The sequence below is a fragment of the Corynebacterium sp. HMSC27B11 genome (genome assembly GCF_001815985.1).
Lineage (GTDB): Bacteria > Actinomycetota > Actinomycetes > Mycobacteriales > Mycobacteriaceae > Corynebacterium.
The window spans coordinates 1-4,929 of record NZ_KV823546.1 but is presented as its reverse complement, the minus strand read 5'-3'; the positions used below and the strand labels follow the sequence as shown (position 1 = coordinate 4,929).

The following is a 4,929-nucleotide window of genomic DNA, read 5'->3' as shown; positions in this document are numbered from 1 at the left end:
TGTGCACCCTTCCGAGCGCGGCAGGCTCAAACAGGAACTGCTGAAGGTTGGCTGGCCGGCAGAGGACGAGGCCGGTTACGTGGACGGCGAGGCGCACCCGATCGACCTGTCCACGGAGCATGAGGACTGGGAGCTGCGCGACTACCAGCAGCTCGCCGCGGACAGCTTCTGGGAGGGTGGCTCCGGCGTCGTCGTCCTGCCCTGCGGTGCTGGCAAGACGATGGTCGGCGCGGCCTCGATGGCCAAGGCAAAGGCCACCACCCTGATCCTGGTGACGAACACCGTCGCGGGCAGGCAGTGGAAGGACGAGCTAGTGCGCCGCACCTCCCTGACGGAGGATGAAATCGGCGAGTACTCCGGTGAGAAGAAGGAGATCCGCCCCGTGACCATCGCCACCTACCAAGTGGTCACGCGCAAGTCGAAGGGCGAATACCGGGCGCTGGAGCTGTTCGACTCCCGTGACTGGGGCTTAATCATTTACGACGAGGTTCACTTGCTGCCTGCACCAGTGTTCCGCATGACCTCCGACCTGCAGTCCCGCCGCCGTCTGGGGCTCACCGCCACCCTGGTGCGCGAGGACGGCCGGGAAGGCGACGTATTCAGCCTGATCGGGCCGAAGCGCTATGACGCCCCATGGAAGGACATCGAGGCCTTCCTGGATCGCATGTCCCCCGGCGGTCTCTCGTCCGTTCCCCAGTCCCTGCGGTATTTGATTGACGACGCCACCAGGGCATTCCAGCAGGGCTCCGCCACCGAACCCCACTCGGCTCGTGTCCCGTCTCGCGTGGATACTCCCCAGCGCAACATCATGGACATCACTGGGGACTCCACCGAGATCGCCTCGGAGATCGACGGCGCCGTGGAGGGTTTTCGCCGCGCCCACGACCAGGCCATCGCCGTGGACCCGGCGGACGGCACGAAGGCCTCGGACACCCGGACCTTCCGCTCGCCGCGGGAGATCATGTCCGAGCTGCGCCGCGCCTATACCGCGGGCACACAGGTGCGCCTGCACTACGTGGACTATGCGGGTGCCACCAGCCATGACTGGATCTCCATCGTGATGATGACCCCCTCCACCATCTCCGCGGTGCTCGAATCCACCGGGGAGAGCCTCACGATCCAACCCCACCGCATCGCTGCGGTGGACGTGCCGTGCTAGAGGTTATGACGCAAGTTTATTGAATTCCAGAGAATTTCTGAACATCCGGCGAGCGAAGGAAACGCCCGGCCATTTCCACAGCTGGCTGAGAAGAATCTCCTTCGATTACAAGGGACGCAATCGCCAATTCCCCTGTCGTTCCAGCGAACCAGCCATTGGAAAGCTTGCCATCAATTTCTGCTGTACCAGTCTTTCCGCCAAGTGCACTAAGATCACTCAACGACCTAGCTGAACCGTGGTCAACTGTTGATTTCATCATCGTCCGGAGGCTTTGAATAGTTGTATCGCTGACATGCTGGTCTGCCTGTTTATTCACTACTGTCTGTTCGCCTTGAATGAGCTGTGGAGGAACAAGCAAGCCGCCGTTAGCGACAGTCGATTGCATGAGCGCAATCCCAAATGGACTAGCTAGAACCTCGCCCTGTCCAATAGAAGCCTCCACACGAGGAGGTCCAGCCGGTGTCCGCGGCACCGAACCAGTAAGTGTGGTCATCCCTGGTACGTCGAAGTCGGAGCCAATTCCGAGTTCTAAAGCAGTCCGTTGCAGATCATCTTCTCCCAAACGATCCGAAATGACCGCTTGGGTTGTGTTACATGATTGGGCGAAAGCTTCTTCCAGTCGAACGCTACCTAGATCGAAGTCATGATCGTTGGGAATCTTGCGTCCAGCGACGGTGATATTGCTAGGACAAGGTAGTTCCTCATCCATGCTGACTGCCCCTGCCTCTAGTGCCGCCGCTGTGGTCACAGTTTTGAACGTCGATCCCGGTGGGAATAGCCCGGTGAGTGCGATTGGCCCTTGGTTATTTGCCTTGTCATTTTGTGCAACGGCAAGGACACCTCCTGTTCTAGGATTGAGCACGACTAGAACTGCGGCACGTTGCTCACTGTCCACTGCTTGTTTTGCTGCGCTTTGCAGTGTGTTATCCAGAGTGGTTGCGATTGGCTGAACTCGGCGAGGCGGCTCAGAGGCTACCGTCGTCATACCTTGTGAACTCTCAGCGCGTATCGACCATCCTGAATTAGCATCGAGCACTGACTCCCAATATTTGTTCAATTCAGCATCCATCGGAGAGTTAAGAGTTTTGGACACGCTTAAGAGACGCCCCTGCTCCACAGTGGAAATTCCCTCAAAGGTCCTAAGTTGCTCTTGTATCTTCCGGAATTCTTCCTGCCTCAAAGTGAGGAGCACGGTGTCTTCATCCTGAGACTCTCCCAAGGTCTGCTCGATCCACTCCTTAGTCGTTGTGGGAGACACTGGTGCAAAAATCTGGGCCAATTCCTGCGCTCTAGAGGCTATATCTTTGCGACCTCGTACCTGAATAACTTTCGTCCAGGTCATATATTCATTGCCCAAGCGATCTTTAATTGGAAGATCGTACTGTTTATCTTCAGCAAAAAAGAGTGCGGAATCATCGCTCAACTGAGCTTCGAAGATCGAAGGCAACCATTGAGGCTTACCATCCTGTCCACTAAGGACGAGCCGACCATTGCTCTCCAACTCCACACCATCTTTGGACCAAGTCACATGAGTATTCTGCTTTCCATTGGAAATATCAGATTTTTCGATGTTGACCTTCACACCATGAAGTGACTGCCGAAATTCATGAAGGGCGCGCTCCGGGTCTGGATGATCCAGATACCGTGCAGCCTTGCTGTCATCTCCCGCGTTGAAAGCTTTGAGAAATACGTCTGAGTCTGATTCCCACGGTAGAGCTGAACAGCTGCTCAACATCACTGCGGAGAGCGAACAGAGTGCAATCACCGACTGACGGAAACGATTGTGCTTAGTCATCATGGGAGTGACGTTAAGTGAGACGCATTGGATGCCACCAATATCACATAATGCAATTGTCTCATTTCATTCACATATAGGCGCTGGTAGAAGTGTGTATTCAAGTGGCAGAAATTCTAACGAAGAGCGTCCACGAGCAGTCTAGCCACTTCGCCAATAGCACCATCGTGAGTACTCATTGCTTGTTCTGGCACCACCTGTTTCAGCATGATGGACACCACAATGGGCTCCTCGCCCTCAACCTGGATAATCGAAGCTTCACCATGGAGAAGTCCTACAGTGCCCGTTTTTCCATAGATATCAACGCCGCTTGGAGGAAAGCCTGAAGGAACACGGTGACGCCACACCTGCAACCCCAAGAGTTCACACATAGATCGACGTACCGCTGCACTATCGTCTTTCCAAACCTGTTCCAAGTCATTAGTTATTTCCGCCAACGAAGAGACTGCAGAAAACGCCATATCTGTACTACTCCCCCCTTGGGATTGAACATATTGACGCAATTGTTTCTCCGCCGTCACTAAGCTATTCCGATCTTGCAAGTCATAATGAGGTGGAAACCGTTTAAGAAATGCTTCTCGAGCCCACGCAGGCAGTAGACGCAAAATCTCGTGGGCGGCCACGTTATCTGACACCGATGCGACTTGTTTCATTAAGTCTCGGAGACTCACGTTCACTGCGTCATCAAAGGCAGCGAACCCATACCCTTCGTAAGTTCCTTTGGACGGTGCAACGTCAACACGAAGACGAGGATCCAGATCACCTCGTTGAATCGCTTCCAAAGTGAGGTGGAGGAGCCGGATTTTATATAAGGATGCCACCGTAATTTTCTCGTCTTGTTTGCGTCCGATAGTCACCCCATCGTGCAGTCGCGATGCACACCACCATCCCTCACACCCCGACCGCGTCAACACGTTTTCCAGGGCCATCTCCATCCGTGCAGTCATTGGTTAATCCTTCGACAAATTCTTTCGGCGACCGCCATGGCCTCGGCGCCATTGTCCATCCCACCTCGGCGAACCACTACATCCACGGAAAAATCGAAACGGGAAGGAAGCTCAATAGCATTGTCAAACTGGTGAAAACCGCGAAATACCAAAGACATCCCCTCCCCTCTTCCAATCAATAAGCCCCTACCTAGAGCATCCTCTGAATCATTAATTTCGCAAGACACACCCGACCGAAATAGCTCTCTCGCCAAACCACTGGCTGCACTTGAATTGTCATTCAGGTTCTCCACCAGCAGATTCAATTGAGACAAGGTCTTATCCAACCTTGAATACCCCGGCGGCACCACTAGATCACGTGACAGAGAAAACTGCCTCGCACTGCGGTGAGTACCCAAGGGAACCGGAGCTTGAACAAGCCCCGCATGAATAGCGCCTTCTTCAACACGGGCAAGAATCTCAACAGAAGGCAGTGACGACAAAACTACTCCATCATGCTGCTGTGCCTTTGCTGCAATACGCGATCCTATCTCGCTTGGAAGCGCACTACTGATGGCCAAACGAAACCCGCTTTGCGCACCACTTCGGATACCGTCAATCATCGAATGCATAGTCTGAAGATCGCGATTAATCACCCGGGCATATGGAAGCAAGGTCAACCCTGCCTCGGTTAGTTTCACTTCCCCCGCCCCTCGGATAAATAGCGGTGTACCTACACCAGCTTCTAAGCGCTTAATGGCATTGGAGACAGGCGGCTGACTCACTCCCAGTCGCGCTGCCGCCGCTGTAAAACTACCGGTCTCCGCTAAAGCCACGAAATACTGCCATTGGCGCAGATTTCCCGTCTGAGCAATCATGGGTCTCAGCATAGTGGAGCACGAGTTCGCACCACTGCAGCGTAAAATGATGTCTTTGGCTTGAGCAACACCGTCGCGGTGGCGTCGATAAACAAAAAGGAAGTGACACACAGCGTGGGCATTGGAAACGGACCGCTCATTGTGCAGTCGGATAAGACCGTGCTGCTGGAA

Annotated in this window: 4 protein-coding genes; 1 reads left to right on the top strand and 3 read right to left on the bottom strand. The window is 54.4% G+C overall.

What is annotated here, in order from left to right; translation table 11 throughout:
- Positions 1 to 1,159 (top strand): DEAD/DEAH box helicase family protein (locus HMPREF3097_RS02435; protein WP_070760680.1); only part of this gene is annotated, 1,159 nt, incomplete at its 5' end.
- Between the two features lie 16 nt (positions 1,160 to 1,175).
- Here HMPREF3097_RS02435 and pbp2m read toward each other — a convergent pair.
- The 3 genes from pbp2m to HMPREF3097_RS09455 all read right to left on the bottom strand — a co-directional run bounded on the left by pbp2m (position 1,176) and on the right by HMPREF3097_RS09455 (position 4,758).
- On the bottom strand, positions 1,176 to 2,957 hold the full coding sequence (gene pbp2m / locus HMPREF3097_RS09465; protein WP_083317931.1) for a penicillin-binding protein PBP2M: 1,782 nt from the start codon (positions 2,955 to 2,957) through the stop codon (positions 1,176 to 1,178).
- Between the two features lie 113 nt (positions 2,958 to 3,070).
- Positions 3,071 to 3,901 carry a serine hydrolase gene (locus tag HMPREF3097_RS09460; protein WP_083317930.1) on the bottom strand — a complete coding sequence of 277 codons (831 nt, stop codon included), beginning with the start codon at positions 3,899 to 3,901 and terminating at the stop codon, positions 3,071 to 3,073.
- Positions 3,898 to 4,758: a LysR family transcriptional regulator gene (locus HMPREF3097_RS09455; RefSeq protein WP_012360809.1), complete on the bottom strand. Its 861-nt coding sequence runs from the start codon at positions 4,756 to 4,758 to the stop codon at positions 3,898 to 3,900. The genes HMPREF3097_RS09460 and HMPREF3097_RS09455 overlap by 4 nt, the downstream gene beginning before the upstream one ends.
- Positions 4,759 to 4,929: the final 171 nt, after the last annotated feature.